Raw genomic sequence first — 18,910 nt, 5'->3', positions numbered from 1 at the left:
GAGTCTTCATCAAGGTTTACAGTTCCCATCACGGCAAAGAGCAGTGGCTACGGAAGACTTCAGTAAAGGACTGTGCCTGACTGGTTCCGTTTGACCGATTGTGGGTGCCGCAATAGAGCAGATTTTTCAAAGCACCTCCCAGAGGGAGTTTTAATTTCTCTAGTTTGGACTATGGACTAAAATTGGCCTAAATTTCCTTGCGGCACAATCCCCACAGCTCAATTGAGGAAAAAGCCAGCAAATGCTATCTTAGATAAGTTATCGGGATGTAGCGCAGCTTGGTAGCGCACTTCGTTCGGGACGAAGGGGTCGCAGGTTCAAATCCTGTCATCCCGATTGGTCAGCCTTCAACTGTTAAGATAGGTAATACATACCCTAGGATTGTGTTGTGCTATGACCTCGGCTGCATCCTCAGTTGCCCGTTCTGACTTAGCAGAATTGCGTCGTCTCAAGTCTCTCTTGCCACCAGAGCTGCAAAGCTGGGTGATGATCGAACCAGCCAGTGGGGTGAATCCTCCCCTCATTACCTGCGAAGAAATTGGCAAGGATGAGGTGGAAATTCAAATTGATTTAGCCCGTTGGGATCAATTGGCCAAGGATCAGCGCAATCTCCTCTTTTGGCATGAGGTGGCTCGTATTCAAAATGACACGATTCCCCGCGATGGCTGGGAGATGGCGGCACTGGCGATTGGTCTGGGGGGAGCCGTGGGAGAACTTTGGGTACAGGATGGCCTATTGTTGCTACTTGCCCTTGGGCTGTGTGGCTTTTCGGGCTGGCGGCTTTACCAGCGCAATAATGGTGAAAAGGTTCTGAAGGAAGCGATTGCTGCTGATGAGCGGGCGATCGCCCTTGCGACTCGTTTTGGCTATGAACTCCCTAACGCCTACAAAAGCCTTGGCAGTGCCCTCAAGCTCTTGATTGAGCAAGCCCCCAATCGCCGCCAACGCAAACGTTATGAGATGCGTCTGCAAGCCCTGAAAAAAAGTGCGGCCAAAGCCAAAGCCCGCATGCAGGCCATGCAAAACGATACTCCAGCGGCATCCTAGATCATGGCTCGGCCAAAGCGTCAACTGCTGCTGCCAACGGTCATTCTCCTATGGACAGTGGCTAGTCTAGGGTTGATGGCGCAGTGGGATTTACATCCTGTCCTGCGGTACTATGGCTGGGTGTTCACGGCTCAAGTTGCCTTTTTGATTTTCTTTGCGCCAGCGATCGCGCGACAGCTTAGGGGTGCCAAACGTTCCCAAAAAAATGAAAGCCTGCCTTAAATTCATAAAAACCCTCGATCGCTCTGACCGAGGGCAGCACCTATGGCTCAAGAGGAGAACTATTGCGATTAGCTTTCAACAACTGGATTGAGAAATTTTTCTAATTCCTTGAAATTGAATCCCATGGCTCGTAGAGCGTGCCAAAGATGCCCCTGTAGGAAGAAAAAGGCAAGGAAGAAGTGAGCATTTGCTAACCAAGCACGGGGGGTATGCTGCCCAAGCGGCAAATCAATGGTGTCCGCAAAGTAGGGGGCAATTCCCAATTTCACTTCTAGGGGTGGCCCATAAAACTCTACGGGATAGGCGAGGGTATTCACCGCACAGAAATAGGCTGCCACAAATCCCGCGAGGGCAATACCGCCAAGGGAGTAGGAAAGGATGGCTTCAGCATTAAACATCAGGACTTTCCGTGCCCAATTCAGCGGCGGCACAAGAATATGCCAAATGCCACCCGCAATCAGCAAGACAGCGACGTAGATATGCCCGCCCACGAGGTCTTCCAGATTGTCAATCGTGGCAAAGTGAGTTTGATAGCCGTAGATGACAAAGGGATCCAACGTCGGTTCAGTAACAAGGCGTACCGTCTGCAAGTTCGCGTCATAGAGTCCACCCCAGAGCGTGGCCTTGAGCACTAATAGCAGGGCACCAAACCCCAAAAAGAGCAAATGATGCCCCAGAATAATCCCTAGTTGTTTCGGATCGTCCCAGCGGAAATGGAAGCGCCGCGCCCGCCCTGTCGCGGTACTGAGATCGTGAGGGGCACGAAAAGTATGAAAGAGGGCACCGGCACCAAGCACTGCCGAGGCAATGAGATGCACTGCGCCAATGACAAAGTAGGGATATAAATCAACAACTTTACCGCCCTCGCCGATGCCAAAGCCCAGTGTCGCTAGATGGGGCAATAAGATCAAACCCTGTTCCCCCATGGGCAGATTGGGTTGGTACTGGGAAATTTCATAAAGCGTAAACGCTCCTGCCCAAAATACGGTCAGTGCTGCTTGCGCCACATGGGCAGCGATAAATAACCCTGAAAGGTTGACGAATCGGGCATTGCCTGCCCACCAGTCGTACTTGACATTGGCTTGGCCATAGGTTTGCAGGCCTGCACCTGTTGGTGGTGGTGTCGTCACAGAGGTTGCGGATTCACTGGCGATCGCCATACGTTCCTCCTTCGATAAACGCATAATGTCAACACTGAACTTATTGAGGATAAATCTCAATAAAGCCTAGGCTAACTATAGCACCACTATTGAGAATTAATAGCATCTAGCAAGAATAAGAATGTAAAAATATGTAACTGCTCTCCAGCGGCAATCTGTATCTCCGAGAACTTGAGCAAGATCAAGCCAAGGCAGTAGGGTAGTAGCAATAGGCTGTTGGCGGGCAAGTATGGCCATTTTGCTTTATCACGACGACGTGGCAACGGCAGCAACGTTGGTCTCCATCTTGACCACTGCGGATCATCGGGTGGATGTCGTTGCTCGAGCGGAAGACTTCTGGGGATTAGTAGCCAGTAGTCGCTACCATCTCTTGATTGTGGATGAGTCCCATTTGGGCACAGCAGTTGACGCCTTTTGCCAGCAGGTGCGCGATCGCGGATTTCAGGAACCGATTTTGATTCTCACCCGCAAAGATTGGCCAACCCAGCCAGAAACCCAAGTGATTTATTACCACTATCCCTGCTCCCCAGCCGCCCTCCTTGAAATTGTCCAGCAACTCCTCAGCGCGATCGCCACCTCCAAACCTGACAATAACAACGACTCAGGCTTGCCCCTTGTCCTGCACATTGACAACGACGCCGAGTTAATTCGCTCTCTTGAGGAGCACTCCGCTGATGGTGGGTTTCGCTACGTCGCTATGGATAGCTGGCCGCTGGTCAACACCTTCCTTGAGGAATGCTGGCCGAATGCTGTCATTCTCAATCCTGAAGTGATGCCTGATGAGGTGACCACCCGCGAGTTTTTGCAGCAATTGCGACAACATCGTCCGCCCATCCCCGCACTGGTATTTACTGCCCATGACACGTGGCGCGATCGCCTTGCTGCCATTCGCCTTGGCTCACGGATGACCCTGAGTAAGCCCGTAGATGTTGAGCGGCTGTTGCAGACCCTCGAACAGTTACTCCAACCCCAAGAAATTACCTCCGCTAGTATCCTGACCGTGGATGATGACGCCGTCACCCTAGCCATCTTGAAACGGCTCTTGGAACCTTGGGGAATGAGTGTCACCTCCCTTCAGGATCCCGATCAATTTTGGGATGTCCTAGAGGCCACCAACCCCGAATTGGTGATTCTCGATGTCCAAATGCCCGGTATTAACGGCCTAGAACTCTGCCAAGTGGTGCGCAATGATCCCCGCTGGAACCAGCTTCCGATTCTCTTTCTCACCGCAACTACCGATCCAGCCCTTGTCACCCAACTCTTTGCCGCTGGCGCCGATGATTTTGTCAATAAACCGATTGTTGGCCCTGAGCTAATGACACGGATTATCAATCGCCTCGAGCGTACCCGCCTCCTGAAACGCTTAGCAGAGGTGGATCCCCTCACGGGGTTGAGCAATCGTCGTAAAGCCACAGAAGATATTGAACGCTTTTTGACCCTTGCCAGCCGCCAACAACAAACCCTTTGCATTGCCGTTTTAGATTTAGATCATTTCAAACGCATCAATGACACCTATGGTCACGACGTTGGCGATCAGGTGTTGGTAACCACTGCCCGCATGCTGCGACAGTCCCTACGGATGGAAGATGTGGTTGCTCGCTGGGGCGGCGAAGAATTTTTAATTGCCCTCTATGATATTTCCCTTGATGTGGCCAAACACCGCCTTGCCATCTGTTTACAGCGATTGCGGAATCACACCTTCCATGCCCCCAACCATGACAGCTTCAAGGTGAGTTTTAGTGCTGGTATCAGTCAATTTCCCACCCATGGACAGAGTTTACTGCAACTGGTGAAAATAGCCGATGATGCCCTCTATGCCGCTAAGGCAGCAGGACGCTCTCAGATTGTCATCGCCCCCAAAGAGGCTGCCCCAGAATTTGCCAACGCTTCCTCCCCAGAGGAATAAGCTATCCTAAAGGAGCACACTAATTCTCAGTAAAACCCTGCACCAGCACCGTTGACTGTCCTAACCGTATGAACCTTGAGGCGTCCCCTGCGCAAAATGCCACGATTCTCTTGGTAGATGATGACCCCAACCTTGTCCTCTTGGTGAAGGATTACCTTGAGATGCAGGGGTATCGTGTGCTGACGGCAGCCCATGGCAATGAGGGTCTGGCCATTCTGCAGCAGCAGACGCCCGACTTAATTATTTGTGATGTGATGATGCCGCAGATGGATGGCTATAGCTTTGTCAGTGCGGTGCGACAGCAGACACACCTCAGTTGGTTGCCGGTGCTCTTTCTCTCAGCCAAGGGGCAAACCCACGATCTCATTAAGGGGTTGCAAACCGGTGGTGATGTTTACTTGGTCAAGCCCTTTGAACCGGATGAACTCCTCGCCCAAATTCAAGCCCTCCTCAAACAAACGGCTCGCCTACGGGAAGCCCAAGGACTGCAATCGCCGCCTGTGCCCACACCACCCCCCGGTGTCGAACTCACCCCCACAGAAACGCGAATTCTGCAATACGTCGCTCGAGGCATGTCGAATCGTGAAATTGCTGCTGAGCTACATGTGAGTCAGCGCACGGTGGAAAGCCACGTTAGCAATATGCTGGGGAAAACAGGCTGCCACAATCGTACTGAATTGGCTCGCTGGGCGATCGATTACCATTACGTGTAACATCCTCCTGACGATCGCGGGGCTGCCCACCTATATTACCGCTGCATGTGCTCTGCCAATAGGGCTTGGGCGCGGGGTTTATAGAGCAGATAGAAGAGTGCCTCCATATAGCGCATCATGTCTTCGCGGTTTTCTTGGGAAGAGAAGTTCCAGAAGCCGTAGATCTTGGCGAGGGAGAGCAGGCGTGTGCAGTGAATTTTCCAAGTGTAGGTGCTATAGACCCGCTCAATACCGGCTTTGGAAATCCGTTGCCACTGCTGCGGATCGCGATCGCAAGCCTCCAAAAAGCGGACAATGGTTTCGGCCATTTCTTCTAAGTGGGTGGGGTTGATATAAAAGCCATTCACCCCATCTTGGATAATTTCCAGAGGGCCGCCAAAGCGCGTGCCAAAGGTGGGCAGACCACTGATCATTGCTTCGAGAATGGTCAAGCCAAAGGCTTCAAACAAAGCAGGCTGGACAAAAATCCCTTGGCGATCGGCAATGATGCGGTAAATTTCCCCCGAATCTGCCTTCGGTAAACGAATTCCCAGCCAGCGAATTTTGCCGTGGAGATTGTACTCGTGGATGATTTGATAGAGCTTCTCAATTTCGGCGATTTCCTCGCGATCGCTGGAGTCTTCGGTGCGCAGCTTGCCCGCCACCAAAATTAAGTTGCAACGCTCTTGCAGTTCTTTACTCCGACCAAAGGCCTCTGCCAATCCTGTCAGGTTTTTGATCCGATCCAGCCGTGCCATCGAAAAGAGGGGGCGCTTTTCCGGATCCTCTAAGTGACCGTAGATCTGCTGCGGGTCTTCAAGGGTAAAGAGTAATTCCTCCAACCGCTGGCGATCGCCCTCCAGTCGCTCCGTGTAGTGGTAGTAGGGAAAGTAAACCTGTTCATTCACCCCCGGTGGCACCACATTAAATTTTGGGCTAAAGAGTTCAATGCCATTCACCACATGGTATAAGTCAGGCATGGTAAAGGATTGATAGGATTCGTACTGGCCAATACTATCGGGCGTCCCCACAATCTCTTGGTAGGTGCTGCTGATAATAAAGTTGGCGGCATTCATGGCAATTAGATCCGCCGTAAATTGCAGCGAGAAGTGATACTTATCCTCTAAGTCCTGCCAGTAGAGGTTACTAAAGAGGTACTTGGATTTCTCCAAGGCATGGGCAATGTTGCATTGGGTTACCTTCAGTCGCCGCGCCAGCAAAAAGGCCACCAAGTTGCCATCGGAATAGTTGCCAATAATCAAATCGGGAACATGGCCAAACTCGGCGCGCAACTCCCGCTCGGCATCAATGGCAAAGGTTTCCAGATAGGGCCAGATTTCAAAGCGAGAAATCCAGTTTTGTGTCACCTTGGGATTAAATTCACGGAAGGGCACCCGCAGGATCCAAGCATCATTGGTGCCGTAGATTTTCTCTAGGCGTTGGTTGCACAGCGTCCCTTCCGCATTGGGAATCAGGCGAGTCAGGACAATAATTTTAGGCCGTACCTCCAGTACCCCCAGCCCGGCCAGTTCTAAATCCTCGCGCATTTGTTTTTCAAGGCTTTTCACTTGGTCGAGGATATAGACCACCTGCCCACCCGTGTCGGGTCGCCCCAGCACCCCCTCTTGGCCAAACCAGCCGTGGGGAGAAATTAGGGCAATGCGAAAGAGCATCGGGATCCGCGAGACAAAGGCCTCCAGCACTTGGTGATCGGGGGAATCCAAGAGTTGATCCAAAATTTCTAGGGTGTCCCGCACTCGGGCGACGGTATTGCCCCAACCCGGTTCAAAGCCGAGATTTTGCAGTTCAAAGCGAAACTCACTATAGGCCTCGTCGGGGGCGCGATCGCTAAGGGCTACGAGGGCTTGTTTTACCTGTTCTGAGAGGTGCTGGGGAGAGCGAATCCGCTCATTGATCAGGAGTTGATAACCGTTGTAGCGGTGAATTTGCAAAAAGTTAAAGAGGTTCTGCTGCCACTGGCGCGGGTCTTGGAAAAGCTTACTAGATAAATAGCGATTGAGAAATTCCACCCCCTTACCGATATTCTTGGCATCACGGATAATCGGCGAGTAGTCATAGAAGGGCTGGACATCAATTTCAAAAACATCCCCCTCGTTGGGATGGTACCGATTCACTAGGCGATCGCGCAGATCCAGTAGCTCTGGAATCGTCATCGGCACGATCGTCAAATCCTCCACCAGCAGCCGACACACCTCCTGCTGCGCAATCCGTGGTCGAATAATCCAACACAGACTTTCGTTGTCAACAATGATCTCTTGGGTATAGAACACCAGCTTGCTGAGGCGGGATTCTAAGGGGGTGGGGACAGGGCGATCAAGATCGCGACAGTAATCTGCAAAGGCGCCCAGAATATCATTGCGCAGAAGATAGCGTTTTTCCCCGAGTTGCAGGATGCGTGAAAATTGGCGCAGATCGGCACGTTCATCACTTTCAACAACGGATTTGAGGAGCACAGAGGTCATTGGCAAACTCACAACACGGCTTTTACCTGAGACGGCACAGCGGCTCAAGTCGTTTCTATTCTAGGTTTCTCCCCGAATAGGGTCAATTTTGTGCCAGCGATCGCCGGATTTGGCCATAATTCCACAAACCAAACCACAACCACAGCAGCAATAGCACACCGGTCAATCCCAGCACGGGCACAACGCCAAAATTACGGATCAGAATGGGTGCTGCCGCCGTAAATAACCCACCGCCGACAATTGGCTCAAAGAGAATTTGCTTGTAGGCAAAACTTTCCAGTGCTCCCGATTGGTTGTGGGGATCCACCATACGAATCAGCAATAGCCCAGTAGATGTCACCCCCATCGATTGCCCCATATCGCCAATCCCCCGCTCAAACCAAAACACGGGCAAAATTCGCGGCGCTAAATAGAGCATGACAAAGAGATTCCAAGCAATTCCCCCTACGCTCAAGAGGAGAAAGGGAATGAGATTTTCACCAATGGCGGCTAAAGAGAGGGTAGCCAAGGCAGTAATAATCGTCACATCCAAGGCGACACCGCCAATGTGGTTAATCAGTGGCCGGCTAATTAGGTACTGTTTGCGCCAACGGGTCAAGATGAACTGCACAATAATGCCACCGATCAGCGCCAAGGGAAATAGGGGTACATAGGCCATGAGCTTCAAACCCGTTTGTCCCCAAGTGACACGCTCCAAGAGCCGCAGAGCTTCAAGAATCACCCAGCCCACAATAATCGCCAAGCCCACAAAACAGAAATTTAATGACAAAGGATCAATGAGTAACTCCCGCAGCAGTTGTCGCCGCCGTTGCCGTGTTTCTAGGTCATCGTGGGGATGGGGGTTGGGATTCTCCTCGACTTCAGAAGTCACTAGGGGTTTGACCTGTAAGTGTCCCGTGCGCCGTGCCCAGTTAATCAGTGCCACCCCAAAAACCACCCCAGAGACTAAGCCCACAGTGGCCAAACCCAAGGCCATATCAGCCCCAGCGGTAAAGTTTAACTCCCTAAAGGTATCGGCCATGCCAGCAGCAGTGCCATGCCCCCCCTCAAAGGTGATCTCAATCAGGGCACCAGCAATCGGATCCATGCCAAATACAGGAGTGAGAACGAGCAACGTCAGCACCAACCCCACCACGTATTGCCCCCAAGCCAAAATCTGACCAAAGGCGACCTGCGGTGAAGCTTTCTGCCAAATTTCCCGGGGGCTAGGGATAATCTCCCCTAGAAATAGACAGGCAAAAACAATGTTGATGAAAATGCTGGGGGACTGCTTCCAAACTTCACGGATGTCTTCGGCAAAAAGACCGTTCACTAAGCCAGAGTTGGGAGCAATTTGACTGGCGATCGCCCCCAGCACACTAGGGCCAAGAATGAGTCCCAAAACGCCCGCAATCACTGAACTGGGCATATAGAGCGATCGCATCAGTGCCCAACGCTGCCGCACGATTCGCCCCAAGAGGAGCAAAACACCAATAAAAATAAACGCCCAGAAAACCGTAATCAGCCTAAACATCCGCCACGCCAACTTCTAAAGATTGCCGTGATCATAAAGCCTGCAACCGTAGGACTCAACCCCTCGCCAGTTCATGGCTGCGCAACCAATCCAAAATCAGCCCATTGACGCGATCGGGCTGCTCATCGTGGGGACAGTGCCCCGTGTGCTCCAACTCCACCACCTGCATCCTTGGCTGTACCTGTTGAAACTGCTGGCTGAGCATCGGCGGGATGAAGCGATCCTGTTTGCCCCAGATCAGCAATAGGGGTTGGGACACCGTTTTGAGCATGGTTTTGGCACTGGGGCCAAAGTCCGTACGACTCATGGCGCGGGTTATTTGCACAAAGGCGCGATCGCTATCACGGTCATAGGCAGGCGTAAGCAGGATGTCCAGCAATTCATCATCCACACAGTTGGGGTTGGCGTAGCCCAGTTGTGCCCAACGCTTGACAATGAAGGGACGGCGAATCGCATAAAAAAGGGTGCGTAGCAGCCAAGGAGCCGTAAAAACTTGTTCAATTCCGCTCACAAGGGGAGCGATCGCCCTTGGAATCAACTCTTCGCGCACGGCTGGATCCGGCAGACTCAGCATCACCACCCCCGCCGCCATCTGCGGATAGCGATAAGCACAGGTCAGGGCAATCAATGCGCCAATGGAGTTGCCAACAATCACTGCTGGCTGCCCGACAATCTTCTGCCAAAAGGCGTGAACCTGAGCCGCCCAAAACTCAGCCCCATAGGCCGCAATGGGCTTTTCTGCTGCCCCCAACCCCATCAAATCAAGGGCATAGGTCGGCTGATGCTCTCCCAAGAGCCGCAAATTGTATCGCCAGTGCCGTAGAGAGGCCCCAAAGCCGTGGAGCAAGATCACAGGAGACCCCCCATGAGCGGGTCGCCAAAAACTATAGCGACTCTGCCACCCCCGCCAGCACCACTCCCGCTGGACGCCATAGCGATAAGGCTCCACCAGTTGTCTCCTGTACCTATTCGTCCAATAATGGCTTCTATCTTATGAAGTTTTGCAACAGGTTCATCCAGCCCCAAAAAGGAGTTCGACCTTGAGTCCATCAGCAACAGTACAAACAAAGGACGCGATCGCCCCCCACGGCGGTGTTCTCGTCAATCGTATTCTCTCCCCCGAACAAAAACAGGCTTGGCTTGCCCGTGCCGATCAATTGCCCCGCATTACCCTCGATGAACGAGCCGTCTCTGACTTGGAACTCATTGCCATTGGTGGCTTTAGCCCCCTGACGGGCTTTATGGGACAGGCCGACTATGAGCGAGTGGTCGAAGAAATGTACCTTGCCAATGGCTTGCCTTGGTCAGTGCCCATTACCCTCTCAGTCAATGCTGAGGTGGCGGCTCCCCTAGAAATTGGCCAAACCATTCGCCTCGATAATGCAGCAGGTCAGTTTTTGGGAATTCTCGAGCTTACAGAAAAATACACCTACGACAAACGCCGCGAGGCTCACTGTGTCTATCGCACCGAAGATGACAAACACCCCGGCGTCAAGGTGGTCTATGAACAGGGAGAAGTCAACCTTGCAGGCCCGATTTGGCTCCTAGAGCGGCATCCCCATCCCCAATTCCCCAACTATTGCATTGATCCAGTGGATTCCCGTGCCCTCTTCCGTGAAAAAGGGTGGCGCACAATCGTTGGTTTCCAGACCCGCAACCCGATCCACCGCGCCCATGAATATATCCAAAAATGTGCTCTTGAAATCGTCGATGGTCTCTTTTTGCATCCCCTCGTGGGTGCCACCAAGGAGGATGACATTCCCGCCGATGTACGGATGCGCTGCTATGAAATCATGCTGGAGCACTACTTCCCCAAAGATCGGGTAATTCTGGCCATTAATCCGGCAGCGATGCGCTATGCAGGGCCACGGGAAGCGATTTTCCATGCCCTTGTCCGCAAAAACTACGGCTGTACCCATTTCATTGTGGGTCGTGATCACGCTGGCGTGGGGGACTACTACGGCACCTACGACGCCCAACACATTTTTGATGAATTTGATCCAGCAGCCTTGGGGATTATTCCCTTGAAATTTGAGCATGCCTTCTACTGCACCCGTACCCAGTCTATGGCCACCAGTAAAACCAGTCCCAGCAAACCCGAGGAGCGCATTCACCTCTCAGGGACCAAGGTACGGGAAATGCTGCGGCGGGGCGAATTGCCACCCCCAGAGTTTTCGCGCCCAGAAGTAGCAGCAGAACTAGCACGCGCCATGCGCCAACCGCAACTCACGCCATAGCCTAAACATAAAACGAGGGGGTCAAGCTGACGGCAGCAAGACCCCTAACGAAGTTAGCAATGACGAAGTAACTCAACAACTAACGTGGACAAAACGTGGTTTTAGCTGGCGATCCAAACCCCCACTAGGCGATCTCAACCGATCAAGCTTGGAGCATGGACACTAGGTAATGGATTGCTGTCAACGTTGACGACCTTGGATACTGGGAGGTTACCTAGCTTTGCCTTAACTCCCATGGACGACAGGATGGGGACTTCGGCAGTAACCACACAAACGATAAGGCTGGATAAAGCGAGAGGACAACTATACAACGGTGAAGCTCAAAGGATTGATTTTGATATTACTCGCAAGACAGGAGTGAGATTTATCTTGGAGTAACTTTGCTTTATCCCGAACTCAAGGACTGGGAGGCACAAGCCTTAAGTTCACTCTTATCGTTAACCTTTCTTTCTGTGCCTACTTTTAAGTTAGCATAGGCCTTTGGGAATGCTCAAATGTTAACGGGAAATTCAATATCTGAAATATTCCTTAACTAATTCTGCAATATGCCGTTAGATTCAGTGGTTGCGACCTTTTAGTGATATCCTCAGCGCTGAGCGTTATCTCTAAGTTTTAACAGTTTGGGCGATCGCCCCAAGCTTATCAAAAAAACTGCACCAGCCCCATGATTGCCGCTGTGGCGGAGCTGATGCCGAACTCATACTAGTTATTTTTACCTGTAAACTCTCTACAGGGATTCTGCTTGTGGAAGACAGTAACTAACTCTTACGGGAGGGCGTTCCCGTGAAGGGCTGTGCTCCTGTGGAAGGATAGTGATCATTGCGAGGGGTGAAGATGCGCCCAAATGCCTCCATCAAAAAGACCATCATACTTTGTAGTTTCTCACGTAGTGCTTTTAACATAGGTCAACTCCTAAAGAAAGCGATTTAGGCTTCAGCCTTTGGCTTAATGATTGAACACCGCAGGAAAAACTTGAAACTTGCTCTACCGGAGCAACGGAATCGGACTTCACCTCAAGATCATTAGGTATAGCCCTTTTCACATGAATGGAACACACTCAAAACAAGTAAGGCTCCTATAGAGGAGGTTTATTTCCCCTTATGCAGCCCATACTTAGAAAAGGGCTGTAAAGGCTGTACTTTTAGTATAAAAAATCAGACCAGTTACCTGAGAGAGTTTGAGACAATTTTTTATATCCTAAATAAGGAAGTTATTGATTTGTGAAATTTTGTTCTGCATGAGACGACACCCATGACATTTATTCCCCCTCTTTCTGATCTTTCGCTGCGGGCACAGGTGGCGCAGATGGTGGTTGTACGAGCCAGTGGCTACCTCTACGATCGCCAGATTCAGTACCCCGCGTGGGAGCCGCCCCAAAACACCTTAAAACACTGGATTAAAGACTGGGGAGTTGGCGGGGTGATTCTCTTGGGGGGCAGTGCCGTCGAAGTGGCAGAACGCTGTCGGCAACTCCAATCTTGGGCGACGATTCCCCTATTACTAGCGGCGGATATTGAGGAGGGGGTTGGTCAACGCTTCAGTGGTGCGACACAATTTCCCCCGCCAGCAGCCTTGGGAGCCATTGCCCAAAAAAACCGAGAACGGGCAGTTGACCTTGCCAAGGAAATGGGCGCATACACCGCAGCCGAGGCTTTAGCCATTGGGTTGAATTGGGTTCTCGCGCCGGTGGTGGATGTGAATAATAATCCCGCAAACCCAGTGATTAATGTGCGTGCCTTTGGCGAGGAGCCAGACATTGTGAGTGCCCTTGCAACCGCTTTTATTCAAGGGGCACGTACCTATCCAGTGCTCACAACGGCAAAGCACTTTCCCGGCCATGGGGATACAGCCACGGATTCGCATTTGGAGCTGCCCGTAATTCCCCACGATCGCGATCGCCTGCAAGCCATTGAATGGCCGCCTTTTGTTGCTGCCATTGCCGCCGGGGTGGATACCGTCATGAGCGCCCATGTCCACCTACCCGCCTTGGATGCGGAGCGACCCGCCACCCTTTCTCCCCCGATTCTCACGGGAATCCTCCGCCACGAGATGGGGTTTAAGGGTCTAATTGTGACCGATGCCTTGGTCATGGGGGCGATCGCCAACACCTACGGTACCGCCGAAGCTGCCGTCAAAGCCGTAGAAGCAGGTGCTGATATTTTGCTCATGCCCTTGGATCCGCCGGCAGCCATTGAAGCGGTGGTTGCCGCCGTTGAGTCAGGGCGGATTCCTCCTGAACGCATTCAGGCCGCTGTAGCCCGCATTCAAGCTGCAAAGGCTCGTCTTCAGCCCTTGGCATTGCAGTTGGACTATTTCCAAACCACACCAGCCGTTGAGGTGGCCACCGCCATTGCCCAAGACAGTCTCGAGCGGGCTGGCCAAGCCTTGCACCCCGTGACCTCAGGGGTGAATTGTCTGATAGTGGATGATGCCCTGCACGCTAGCTTTTTGCACCGTACTTGTCCCGCATTAACACTGCCCGCCACTTGGGGCTTTGGCCAACGGGTGGTGATTGATCAGCAAACGCCGCTCACCATGATTGAGGGCTTCCCCAAGGCACCGACCTTAGTGCAGGTGTTTAGTCGCGGCAATCCCTTTCGGGGTAAAGCGGGTTTAAGTGCGCCAGCGATCGCCACCCTCGAACGACTGCAAGCCCAAAATCAACTGGCGGGTCTCGTGGTTTATGGCAGTCCCTATGCCTATCGCGAGATTGCCCAGCATCTGCACCCCGATGTGCCCCGCGTTTTTAGCTATGGGCACTACAGTATCGCCCAAGGTCTGGCTCTAGAGTGCTTGCTAAAGGTTTCTTGATCTTTTGCAAGGGAATCCATAGGGAACCCCTATACTTTCTCTACGTCCCTAGAGACAGCCCCATAGGATTTGGTCTTTCCTCACTATGATTAGGTTTCCCACTGCGGCTGGCTTGGCAACCCTCTACACAGTGGCCACAACGCTGGCGATCGCCCCCATGAGTTTGGCAGCCCCCCAGTCTTGGCTCGATCAACCGCCGCGCAACTGGAATCCCAACCTTCCTATCCTAGACATTCCCCCACGGGGCAATCCCGATCCCAGTGAGTTGAACCGCTGTCGCAGCACCCTACGTTCTCCCCAATCCATGGCCGATCGCCTGATCCAACAGCGGGGTTGGTATCTAGTGGGCACCCCCATTCGCCATCAGAATCTGGAGATTATTCTCGGCAATAGTAGCTTTGATGGCATGTGTCGCCCGATGGGGTATCAGGCCTTTGTCTTTTCCGGGGGACGTTACTTGGGAACCTTATCGCCGAATCTCATGGACTCTCGTACGGATGGCTCGTTTCTTGGCGAGGTCAAGTTCCAAAACGATGGCACCTTCACTGCTGAATTTGCCCGCTACGCTCCCAATGATCCCCTCTGCTGCCCCAGTCGCATCAGCACCGTCACCTATCGCCTTGAAGGAGGACTCCTACCCCTGCCGCGCTTGGTGCCTGTGGCGGTTTCCACGCGAGCAACGGTAAATAACCCTCCCTCTCAACCCCTAGAACTAAGCCTCAGCGGTCAACGGTGGCGTCTCAGACGCATTGGCAATCAAGCCGTGCCAGTGGATACCGCCTTTATTGAGTTTGATAGTGCCAACCGCCGTGCCAATGGTTTTACGGGCTGCAATAGCTTTAATGGTGGCTACACCGCCAACGGCCCGCGTCTGCTTTTTGCCCCCGTAGCAACCACCCAACGCCTCTGCGGCCAAGAACCGCTTCAGAGCGTGGAAACCCAGATGCTACAGGGGCTAAGCCGCACCAACCGCTACCGCGTTCAAGGAAATACGCTGCAACTCTTTGAGGGCAATCGGCTGCTGTTGACCTTTGAAGCGGGTGCGACTGCAAGTCCCCTCAGTGGCCGCTGGCAACTTCAGCGTCTAGCCAATATGCCAATGCCACCGCGCAATCCCATGAATACGGCGTTTATTGAGTTTGATAGCAACGCCCAGCGAGCAACGGGCTTCAGTGGCTGTAATAACTTTAACGGTGGTTACAACGTCAATGGCCAGCAATTGCGGTTTTCGGCAGTGGCGACAACGCGGCGCGCCTGTATGAGCCAACGGGCACAACGGATGGAGATGTCGTTTTTGCAGACCCTTGAGCAAACGAACCGCTACCGCATTGAGGGAAATACATTGACGTTCTATGATGGCGATCGCCCCCTTGCGATGTTTCAGCGAACACCCTAGGGAAGATCTGCAATCTTAGTGACTCTTCATGACCGAGAAACCTCGTCCCCGCAAAAAAAATCGCCCGACAGCGACTCGCCCTCCTCGCCCCCAGCGACGCACCCCAGCTCAACCAATTCGGAAAGCACCCCCAACTGCGGAGGATGCCCCCGAACTCCTCTATGGCCGCCATGCCGTGCTCTCAGCCCTTGAAAGTGGCCGCCCCTGCAACCGTATTTGGGTGATTCCCTCGCTGCGCTACGATCCGCGTTTTCATCAACGCCTGAATGAAGCCAAACAGCAAGGAGCCATTATTGATACCGTGACCCCCGAACGCCTTGATCAACTCTGCCAGCGGGGACGACATCAGGGGATCGCCCTGCAGGTGGCGGCCTATAACTATTGGTCCCTTGAGGATCTCTTGGCCAAGGCGTCAACTGTCAATCAACCGGTACTCTTGGCTGCCGATGGTATTACAGATCCCCAAAATCTCGGTGCCATGATCCGCACCGCAGAGGCGCTCGGGATGCAGGGGGTGATTATTCCCCAACGCCGGGCAGTGGGCATTACCGCAACCGTGGCCAAAGCAGCCGCAGGCGCCCTAGAGTATTTACCGGTGGCACGGGTGATCAACCTCAATCAAGCCCTTGAAACCCTGAAGGCGGCGGGCTATTGGATCTATGGCCTCTCAGAGCGCGGCGCGGTGCCCCTACCGAAAATCACCTTCGATCGCCCCACGGTCTTTGTGGTTGGTAGTGAAGGGGAAGGGATTAGCCTGCAAACGCAAAAGCACTGCGATGAAATTGTCGCCATTCCCTTGGCGGGGCGCACCAATAGCCTCAATGCCTCAGTGGCGGTGGGCATTGCCCTCTACGAGATCAGTTGTCAGCGATCGCCCGCTTGGGATTTGACCCAAGAACCAGAGGCCTAGGCAACCGTCGCCACAGACCGTAGGGCAAAAATTTTATTGAGCACCTCCTCGACCACCTTATCGGGAGTGGAGGCACCGGAGGTAATGCCAATGGTGATTGGGCGATCAGGCAGCCAGTGTTCAACCACGGTGAGATCCTGATGCAGGGGCTTGTGCTCAATGCGATTCCCCGGCCCAATGCGATCGGCAGAATCAATGTGGTAGGAAGGAATCCCATGTTCAATGGCAATTTCTTGAAGGTGGGTGGTATTCGAGGAGTTGTAGCCACCGATCACCACCATCAGATCTAAGGGTTCCTTGACCAAATTCAGCATCGCATCTTGGCGTTCTTGGGTGGCATCGCAAATCGTGTTGAAGCTCATGAAGTGCTCATTGAGGCGATCGGGGCCGTACTTTTGGATCATCGTGCGTTCAAACAATTTGCCGATCTGCTCTGTTTCTCCCTTGAGCATTGTGGTTTGATTGGCAATGCCGACCCGCACCAGATCGCGATCGGGGTCAAAGCCGGCAGAACAGGCCTTGGCAAACTTGGCCATGAAGGCCTCGCGATCGCCCCCCTTAAGGATGTAATCGCAGACATAGCGGGCTTCTTCGAGGTTGAGCACAATCAAATAAGTCCCCGCAAAGGAACTGGTGGCGATGGTTTCCTCGTGGTTGTACTTACCGTGAATGATCGAGGTGAAGCTCACCTTTTTGTGCTTTTCAACACTGTGCCACACCTTTGACACCCACGGGCAGGTGGTATCGACAATTGTGCAGCCGCGCTCATTCAGCAGTTGCATTTCTTGGACACTGGCACCAAAGGCGGGCAAAATCACCACATCCCCTTGGCGCACCCCACTAAAGTCCTTTGCCCCATTGACCACCGGAATAAATTCCACGGCCATTTGCCGCAGGCGCTCATTTACCGAGGGATTATGGATAATTTCATTCGTGATCCAAATGCGCTCCGTGGGAAAGTGGGTGCGGGTTTCATAGGCCAAGGCAACGGCACGTTCTACCCCCCAACAAAAGCCAAAGGCCTCCGCCAAGCGAATCGTTACATCCCCCTCCTGCCAGCGATAGCCATTGGCGCGGATTTGCTGAATCAGAGAACTTTGATACTCCCCTTGGAGCTGCTGGTTCACTTCCTCGCCGTGGCCGAAGCCTTTGCGGTGGTAGTTTTCTGAACTGTGTAGCGATCGCTTGAATGCGCGGGTATCCATTGGCTTTCCTCTGAAGCAATCTGTATGGTATTTTGACACACTCTAGAGAGCAACCATGGGGCTAGCTCCCCGTTGTGCCAACTCCTGTACCGTTTCTCGCGCCCAGCGATCGGCGGCCAAAATGTCCTCTAGGGTAGGGTTGCTAATGTTTTGGGCAGAGTAGCGATCGCAGGTCATCTCAATCAGGCGGGGAATCTCAAGGAACGAAATCGCCTCGGCAATAAAGAGCGCCACCGCCTGTTCATTGGCCGCATTAAGAACTGCGGGCATGGCGCCGCCAGCACGACCAGCCGCATAGGCCAGTCCCATGCAGGGATACTTTTGGTGATCGGGCGATCGAAACGTCAAATCCCCTGCCTTCACGAGATCCAGTGCCGACCAATTCGTGGGAATTCGCTCCGGCCACGAGAGGGCATACAACAGTGGCAACCGCATATCTGGCCAGCCCAACTGCGCCAGCACGGAGGTATCCTGCAACTCAATCAGCGAGTGGATAATACTTTGGGGATGGATCACAATCTCGATATTGTCGTAGTCCATACCAAAGAGGTAGTGAGCTTCAATCACCTCTAGGCCTTTATTCATCAGGGTTGCTGAATCCACGGTAATTTTGGGTCCCATCGACCAGTTGGGGTGTTTGAGGGCATCGGCCACCGTCACTTGCGAGAGCTTCTCCACCGGCCAATCACGAAAAGCGCCCCCGGAAGCAGTGAGAATAATTTTCCGCAGTCCTCCCTCGGGTACCCCCTGCAAACACTGAAAAATCGCCGAGTGCTCAGAATCAGCGGGCAAGAGCTTGACACCGTACTCCTGAAGCAGCGGCAAAACCACTGGCCCACCGGCAATCAGCGTTTCCTTATTGGCCAAGGCAATATCTTTGCCCGCTTTAATGGCGGCGATCGTCGGCACCAGACCGGCACAGCCAACAATACCAGTGACCACAACATCGGCATCCCCATAGGCCGCCACCGTCGCAATACCCGCTTCCCCGGCCACCAGTTGCGGTTTTTGGGGCAGATCGGCCAATGCCGCCTCTAACTCTGGCAGTTGCTTGGCATCGGCAATACTGACAATCTCCGGCTGAAATTGGCGAATTTGCGGAATGAGTCGCTCCAAGTTGCGACCGGCAGCAAGGCCAACGATACGAAAGCGATCGGGATATTGGGCAACAATGTCAAGGGTTTGGGTACCTATGGAGCCAGTGGAGCCAAGGAGATTGAGTGCCTTCACAGTTTTTGGGGGAGGGTCAGTGGACACCTTAATATCTACCGCAGGAGGGGACACAAGGCAAACCCATACCTATTCCGATGAGAATAGCAACAGGCGTT

At 53.0% G+C, this 18,910-nt stretch carries 15 protein-coding genes and 1 tRNA gene; 9 read left to right on the top strand and 7 right to left on the bottom strand.

The window, feature by feature from the left end; translation table 11 throughout:
* Positions 1–262: 262 nt before the first annotated feature.
* From KV190_RS03725 to KV190_RS03715, 3 genes are all read left to right on the top strand, one after another.
* Positions 263–336, top strand: a tRNA-Pro gene (locus tag KV190_RS03725).
* A 57-nt stretch (positions 337–393) separates the two neighbouring features.
* Positions 394–1,047, top strand: coding sequence for a DUF3318 domain-containing protein (locus KV190_RS03720; RefSeq protein ID WP_460194654.1), 654 nt, complete (start codon positions 394–396; stop codon positions 1,045–1,047).
* Positions 1,048–1,050: 3 nt separating this feature from the next.
* Complete coding sequence (locus KV190_RS03715) at positions 1,051–1,269, top strand: hypothetical protein (protein ID WP_460194653.1); 219 nt, start codon at positions 1,051–1,053, stop codon at positions 1,267–1,269.
* A gap of 68 nt (positions 1,270–1,337) precedes the next feature.
* Here KV190_RS03715 and KV190_RS03710 read toward each other — a convergent pair whose 3' ends face one another.
* Positions 1,338–2,369 (bottom strand): chlorophyll a/b binding light-harvesting protein, encoded by a 1,032-nt coding sequence (locus KV190_RS03710; RefSeq protein WP_460195212.1) that lies wholly within the window; start codon positions 2,367–2,369, stop codon positions 1,338–1,340.
* A gap of 289 nt (positions 2,370–2,658) precedes the next feature.
* On the opposite strand from KV190_RS03710, the gene KV190_RS03705 reads away from it, so the two are divergent.
* Together KV190_RS03705 and KV190_RS03700 are read left to right on the top strand one after the other, a co-directional pair.
* Positions 2,659–4,335, top strand: a complete 1,677-nt coding sequence (locus KV190_RS03705; protein ID WP_460194652.1) for a diguanylate cyclase — start codon at positions 2,659–2,661, stop codon at positions 4,333–4,335.
* Between the two features lie 68 nt (positions 4,336–4,403).
* The gene (locus tag KV190_RS03700) at positions 4,404–5,048 is read left to right on the top strand and encodes a response regulator transcription factor (RefSeq protein WP_460194651.1); all 645 of its coding nucleotides are present in this window, start codon (positions 4,404–4,406) and stop codon (positions 5,046–5,048) included.
* A gap of 35 nt (positions 5,049–5,083) precedes the next feature.
* On the opposite strand, the gene KV190_RS03695 is transcribed toward KV190_RS03700, so the two are convergent.
* From KV190_RS03695 to KV190_RS03685, 3 genes are all read right to left on the bottom strand, one after another.
* On the bottom strand, positions 5,084–7,510 hold the full coding sequence (locus KV190_RS03695) for a sucrose synthase (protein ID WP_460194650.1): 2,427 nt from the start codon (positions 7,508–7,510) through the stop codon (positions 5,084–5,086).
* An 82-nt stretch (positions 7,511–7,592) separates the two neighbouring features.
* The gene (locus tag KV190_RS03690; protein ID WP_460194649.1) at positions 7,593–9,023 is read right to left on the bottom strand and encodes a sodium/glutamate symporter; all 1,431 of its coding nucleotides are present in this window, start codon (positions 9,021–9,023) and stop codon (positions 7,593–7,595) included.
* Positions 9,024–9,078: 55 nt separating this feature from the next.
* On the bottom strand, positions 9,079–9,972 hold the full coding sequence (locus KV190_RS03685) for an alpha/beta fold hydrolase (RefSeq protein ID WP_460194648.1): 894 nt from the start codon (positions 9,970–9,972) through the stop codon (positions 9,079–9,081).
* Positions 9,973–10,063: 91 nt separating this feature from the next.
* Here KV190_RS03685 and sat point away from each other — a divergent pair, with 91 nt between their 5' ends.
* Positions 10,064–11,260 (top strand): sulfate adenylyltransferase, encoded by a 1,197-nt coding sequence (sat, locus tag KV190_RS03680; protein WP_460194647.1) that lies wholly within the window; start codon positions 10,064–10,066, stop codon positions 11,258–11,260.
* A gap of 758 nt (positions 11,261–12,018) precedes the next feature.
* Here the strand turns inward: sat and KV190_RS03675 are convergent.
* Entirely contained in the window at positions 12,019–12,162 is a 144-nt protein-coding gene (locus KV190_RS03675) for a hypothetical protein (protein ID WP_181495457.1), read from the bottom strand.
* Between the two features lie 349 nt (positions 12,163–12,511).
* Here KV190_RS03675 and KV190_RS03670 point away from each other — a divergent pair, with 349 nt between their 5' ends.
* The 3 genes from KV190_RS03670 (at position 12,512) to rlmB (ending at position 16,377) form a co-directional block, all read left to right on the top strand.
* Complete coding sequence (locus tag KV190_RS03670) at positions 12,512–14,071, top strand: glycoside hydrolase family 3 N-terminal domain-containing protein (RefSeq protein ID WP_460194646.1); 1,560 nt, start codon at positions 12,512–12,514, stop codon at positions 14,069–14,071.
* A gap of 85 nt (positions 14,072–14,156) precedes the next feature.
* On the top strand, positions 14,157–15,467 hold the full coding sequence (locus KV190_RS03665; protein ID WP_460194645.1) for an META domain-containing protein: 1,311 nt from the start codon (positions 14,157–14,159) through the stop codon (positions 15,465–15,467).
* A gap of 28 nt (positions 15,468–15,495) precedes the next feature.
* Positions 15,496–16,377, top strand: coding sequence for a 23S rRNA (guanosine(2251)-2'-O)-methyltransferase RlmB (gene rlmB / locus KV190_RS03660; RefSeq protein ID WP_460194644.1), 882 nt, complete (start codon positions 15,496–15,498; stop codon positions 16,375–16,377).
* On the opposite strand, the gene KV190_RS03655 is transcribed toward rlmB, so the two are convergent.
* Entirely contained in the window at positions 16,374–17,582 is a 1,209-nt protein-coding gene (locus KV190_RS03655; RefSeq protein WP_460194643.1) for a 4-hydroxy-3-methylbut-2-enyl diphosphate reductase, read from the bottom strand. The genes rlmB and KV190_RS03655 overlap by 4 nt on opposite strands.
* A gap of 42 nt (positions 17,583–17,624) precedes the next feature.
* Positions 17,625–18,812, bottom strand: a complete 1,188-nt coding sequence (locus KV190_RS03650; RefSeq protein WP_460195211.1) for a 1-deoxy-D-xylulose-5-phosphate reductoisomerase — start codon at positions 18,810–18,812, stop codon at positions 17,625–17,627.
* Positions 18,813–18,910: the final 98 nt, after the last annotated feature.

The sequence above is a fragment of the Thermosynechococcus sp. FA-CM-4201 genome (genome assembly GCF_054689355.1).
This window is presented reverse-complemented; position numbering and strand designations above follow the sequence as displayed.

Coding starts and splice junctions, on each gene's coding strand:
- KV190_RS03720 (WP_460194654.1), top strand. CDS start 394: ATGACCTCGGCTGCATCCTCAGTTGCCCGTTCTGACTTAGCAGAATTG.
- KV190_RS03715 (WP_460194653.1), top strand. CDS start 1,051: ATGGCTCGGCCAAAGCGTCAACTGCTGCTGCCAACGGTCATTCTCCTA.
- KV190_RS03705 (WP_460194652.1), top strand. CDS start 2,659: ATGGCCATTTTGCTTTATCACGACGACGTGGCAACGGCAGCAACGTTG.
- KV190_RS03700 (WP_460194651.1), top strand. CDS start 4,404: ATGAACCTTGAGGCGTCCCCTGCGCAAAATGCCACGATTCTCTTGGTA.
- KV190_RS03695 (WP_460194650.1), bottom strand. CDS start 7,510: ATGACCTCTGTGCTCCTCAAATCCGTTGTTGAAAGTGATGAACGTGCC.
- KV190_RS03690 (WP_460194649.1), bottom strand. CDS start 9,023: ATGTTTAGGCTGATTACGGTTTTCTGGGCGTTTATTTTTATTGGTGTT.
- KV190_RS03675 (WP_181495457.1), bottom strand. CDS start 12,162: ATGTTAAAAGCACTACGTGAGAAACTACAAAGTATGATGGTCTTTTTG.
- KV190_RS03670 (WP_460194646.1), top strand. CDS start 12,512: ATGACATTTATTCCCCCTCTTTCTGATCTTTCGCTGCGGGCACAGGTG.
- KV190_RS03665 (WP_460194645.1), top strand. CDS start 14,157: ATGATTAGGTTTCCCACTGCGGCTGGCTTGGCAACCCTCTACACAGTG.
- rlmB (WP_460194644.1), top strand. CDS start 15,496: ATGACCGAGAAACCTCGTCCCCGCAAAAAAAATCGCCCGACAGCGACT.
- KV190_RS03655 (WP_460194643.1), bottom strand. CDS start 17,582: ATGGATACCCGCGCATTCAAGCGATCGCTACACAGTTCAGAAAACTAC.